This window comes from Paenibacillus sp., assembly GCF_035645235.1.
GTDB lineage: Bacteria > Bacillota > Bacilli > Paenibacillales > YIM-B00363 > Paenibacillus_AE.
This window is the reverse complement of the sequence record NZ_DASQMZ010000116.1, coordinates 1-3890: the sequence shown is the minus strand read 5'-3', so window position 1 is coordinate 3890 and position 3890 is coordinate 1. Positions and strand designations below refer to the sequence as shown.

Below are 3890 nucleotides of genomic sequence, written 5' to 3'. Positions count from 1 at the left end.
CCGCTTCCACCGCTTCGGAGAGCGCGATCGGAATCGTCGCCGCGGAGATGTTGCCGTATCGGTCGACGTTGATCATGACCTCGTTCTCGGTCAGCTCGAGCTTATCCATGGCCGCTTGGATGATGCGAATGTTCGCTTGGTGCGGCACGAGCAGTTTGATGTCTTGCTTCGACTTGCCCGCCTTCGCCAGGACGCTCTCCGTCAAATTTTCCATGATGCGCACCGCGAACTTGAACACTTCCCGCCCGTTCTGCCAGATGTAATGCGTCACGCCTTCCGGGAGGCATTCCTTGTTCGGGTAGCGCGAGCCGCCGACGCAGCCGCCGCGAAGGAGCGGTCCGCCCGCGCCGTCCGCGCCGAGCTCGAACGCTTCGAAGCCGCGCCCTTGCTCCGTGACCCCGAGCACGACCGCGCCCGCGCCGTCGCCGAACAGGATGCACGTGTTGCGATCCGTGTAGTCGGTGACGCGCGAGAGCACCTCGGCGCCGACGACGAGCACGTAGTCGTACATGCCGGAGGCGACGAAGTTGGCGCCGTTCGCGACGCCGTAGACGAAGCCGGAGCAAGCCGCGGCGAGATCGAACGCCGCCGCCTTCTTCGCGCCGAGCTTATCCTGAAGAATGCAAGCCGTCGAAGGGCACATGACGTCGGGCGTCATCGTGGCGACGATAATCAATCCGAGCTGCTCCGCGGAGATGCCCGCGTTCGCCAGCGCCTTCTGCGCCGCTTCGTAGGCGAGATCCGACGTCGCTTGATGGTCGGCCGCGATTCGGCGCTCCTTGATGCCCGTGCGCGTCACGATCCATTCGTCGTTCGTCTCTACCATCGCTTCCAGCTGCGCGTTCGTAAGTACCTTCTCCGGCACGTAGTGCCCCGTTCCGATAATGCCGACCGGTCTTCCTGCCATCATGCCGTTCACTCCCCTTTCCCCAATTCCGAACGGATCGTCCCTACGACGTCGGAGCGGATCGCGTCGACCGTCTGCCGCACCGCGTTCTTGATCGCGCGCGCGTCGCTCGAGCCGTGGCTCTTCATGACGAGCCCCGTCAACCCCAGCATCGGCGCCGCGCCGACTTCCTTGTAATCCATCTTGTTTTTGAACTTTCGCAGCCCCGGCTTCAGAATCGCCGCCGCCAGCTTGCGAATCGCATTTTGCGTGAACTCTTCCTTCAGCGCCCCGAACAGCGTGGACGCCGCGCCTTCGAGCGTCTTCAGCATGACGTTGCCGACGAAGCCGTCGCAGACGAGCACGTCGCACACGCCGTTCAGCACGTCCCGCGCCTCGACGTTGCCCACGAAGCGGATCGGCGCGGCCTCGAGCAGCGGATAAGCCGCCTTCGTCACTTCGTTGCCCTTCCCGGGCTCCGTCCCGACGTTCAGCAAGCCGACGCGGGGCGAGGCGATGCCGTGCGCCTTCGCGCGGTACACGCTGCCCATGACGGCGTACTGCGCCAGCTGCTCCGCCGTGGCGTCCATATTGGCGCCGAGGTCGAGCGCCAGCACGCCGACGCCGTCCATCGTCGGAATCATCGGCGCGAGCGCCGGGCGCTCGATGCCCTTCAGGCGGCCGACGACGAGCAGTCCGGCCGTCATCAGGGCGCCCGTGTTGCCCGCCGAGATGACCGCGTCCGCCTCGCCGTCCTTCACCATCGCCGCCGCCACGACGAGCGATGCGTCCTTCTTCCGCCGCACCGCGCGCACCGGCTCCTCGTCGGTCGCGATGACCTCGGACGCATGGCGCACGGCCACGTTCGGCAGCGACGCCGCCCCGTTCGCCGCGAGCAGCTCGCGAATCCGCTTCTCGTCTCCGACGAGCGTGATGGACGCTTCTCTATATTCTTTCGCCGCTTCCGCGGCGCCCGCTACGATGCCCTCCGGGGCGTTGTCTCCCCCGAACGCGTCAATGGCGATTCGCATCGACCGAATCTCCTCTCATGGCTTCGGCCGACTTCGCCGACCGGTAAATAACGAAATGCCCTTGAAACACCAAATCATCCCCGACGTACGTGAAAATTTCGACCTTCGCCTTCCCCTTGTCCCCCGGGGCCGACTTGACGTAGCCCTTGGCGACGCAGCGTTCGCCGAGCCGGACCGATCGGAGGTACCGGATGTCGGCGGACGCCGTGAGCGCGATCTCGTCGTTGATCAGCGCGACCGCGAGCGAGTTCGCCTGGGCGAAGATGTGATGGCCGCGCGCGATGCCCGTGCGCGAGAAAACGTGCTCCTCGCCGATCTCGAGAATCGAGATGCCGGATTTGTCGAGCGCTAAATCGATGACGTCGCCGATCACCTCGTCCATCGGCAGCGATCGAACGATCGACTGGGAGACGGCCGCCATCTGTTTTATTCTTTCCCGAACCTCGGGTATGCCGAGCTCCATCCGGTCCAACCGAATCGTCTGAATGCTGACGCCGAAATCCGCCGCCAGCTCCTCGTCGGTCACGAACGGATTCGCGCGCAGCGTCTCCGCGAGACGCTCCTGACGCTTCGGCTTCGGTAATCGCTCCATCACGGACACCCCCGGGTACGCAACGTTAATCTTCTATGTCGTTAATGATTAGTACCTAGTCTTAATACTAGTATATAGTACTAACCCAAAAACATGCAACAAAAAAAGCACCCCGATTCCGGCCGGAATACGGGATGCTCCTTTTATTCGGATGCTCAGCCTTGCTTCACGATGTCGCGAGACTTATACGTTCCGCATACTCTGCATACGTGATGGGCTAATTTCAATTCGCCGCAGTGATCGCACTTTACCATGCCCGGAACTTCCAATTTGAAGTGAGTCCGGCGCTTGTTCTTGCGCATCTTCGACGTTTTTGCAAATGGTACTGCCATGTTCCCACCTCCTTGCGAGAGTGCTCGTGAAACAACACCGTAGTTTTTAAGATTTGAAAAAATCCTTGAGACCGGCAAGACGCGGATCCACTCGCTCCTGCACGCACGCGCAGGATTCAACGTTACGATCCTTGCCGCAGACGGGACACAATCCCTTACACGATTCTCCGCATACCGCCGCCATCGGCAGCTGTACGACGAACGCGTCGCGAAGGTAAGGCGTCAAGTCGACGATCTCCTCGTGGACGAGATGAATATCCTCGTCGCGCTCGGCAATTCCGCGCTGCAACGTGAACAGCTCCGTCACCGGAACCTCCGTCTTCTCCGAAACCGGCCGCAGGCACTTCGAGCAGACGAGCTCCAAGTCGGCCGACAGCGTTCCGTCAACGATCGCCGTTCCGGAATCGGAACGGGCGGTCAACCTTGCTTCCAGCGGACCCGCCACTCGAATGTCGTTACGACCGGTCACGTCGTCTTCGACGTGCAGCCGTCCGCTCAATTCGATCGGGGCGCCGCGGAGCGCAAGCTCGCGCAAATTCAGGTTCACGAAGAATCACCTCAAACACACAAAGTTTATTATATCCAGTTGCAACGAGGTTTGTCAACAGCTATTGCGGAATCGATAACGCTTCGGTCTCGCCTTGGATCGTGGCGTACAGCCTCCATTGACCGTTGGCCAGGCGGCGCAGCGTGTGGATCGATTCGCTCCGGACGTCGGCGAGCTTCGGACCGTCCGTCTTCCGCATCGCCTGCACGGTGTGCACGAACATCTCGTCGCCGGAAGCCTCAAGCACCCGTACGCTCTCCAGCTCGTGCGTCAAGGCGTATGTCTCGAACATCCATCGAAGCGTCTTCTCGGCGGCGCTCCGCATCGGCGAGTCGGGATGGACGAGCCGAAGCGCTCCGGCGAGATCTTCTTGATTTAATGCTTCCATATATGAAGCGATTGTATTCCGCGCCGCCGTCTCGTCCTCCGGAGCGGCGTCCGCTCCCGTCTCCGCGCCGAACGCGCCGATCCATTCCTGCGACAGCGTCGCGACGTCGTAGAT

The 3890-nt window shown here is 62.0% G+C and carries 6 protein-coding genes; all 6 read right to left on the bottom strand.

The window, feature by feature from the left end; genetic code table 11:
• The coding region (locus VEZ38_RS10625) for a beta-ketoacyl-ACP synthase III (RefSeq protein WP_324893334.1) at positions 1–907 on the bottom strand (907 nt) is incomplete at its 3' end.
• Positions 908–915: 8 nt separating this feature from the next.
• Complete coding sequence (gene plsX / locus VEZ38_RS10620; protein ID WP_324893333.1) at positions 916–1917, bottom strand: phosphate acyltransferase PlsX; 1002 nt, start codon at positions 1915–1917, stop codon at positions 916–918.
• Positions 1901–2509 carry a transcription factor FapR gene (fapR, locus tag VEZ38_RS10615; protein WP_324893332.1) on the bottom strand — a complete coding sequence of 203 codons (609 nt, stop codon included), beginning with the start codon at positions 2507–2509 and terminating at the stop codon, positions 1901–1903. Before fapR ends, plsX begins: the two co-directional genes overlap by 17 nt.
• Positions 2510–2664: 155 nt before the next feature.
• Positions 2665–2841, bottom strand: coding sequence for a 50S ribosomal protein L32 (rpmF, locus tag VEZ38_RS10610; protein ID WP_324893331.1), 177 nt, complete (start codon positions 2839–2841; stop codon positions 2665–2667).
• Between the two features lie 46 nt (positions 2842–2887).
• The gene (locus VEZ38_RS10605) at positions 2888–3388 is read right to left on the bottom strand and encodes a DUF177 domain-containing protein (protein WP_324893330.1); all 501 of its coding nucleotides are present in this window, start codon (positions 3386–3388) and stop codon (positions 2888–2890) included.
• Between the two features lie 61 nt (positions 3389–3449).
• Positions 3450–3890 (bottom strand): nuclear transport factor 2 family protein (locus VEZ38_RS10600; RefSeq protein ID WP_324893329.1); only part of this gene is annotated, 441 nt, incomplete at its 5' end.

What these genes read in the sequence shown, in the direction of transcription:
- plsX (WP_324893333.1), bottom strand. Translation starts at nt 1,917, where the DNA reads ATGCGAATCGCCATTGACGCGTTCGGGGGAGACAACGCCCCGGAGGGC.
- rpmF (WP_324893331.1), bottom strand. Translation starts at nt 2,841, where the DNA reads ATGGCAGTACCATTTGCAAAAACGTCGAAGATGCGCAAGAACAAGCGC.
- fapR (WP_324893332.1), bottom strand. Translation starts at nt 2,509, where the DNA reads ATGGAGCGATTACCGAAGCCGAAGCGTCAGGAGCGTCTCGCGGAGACG.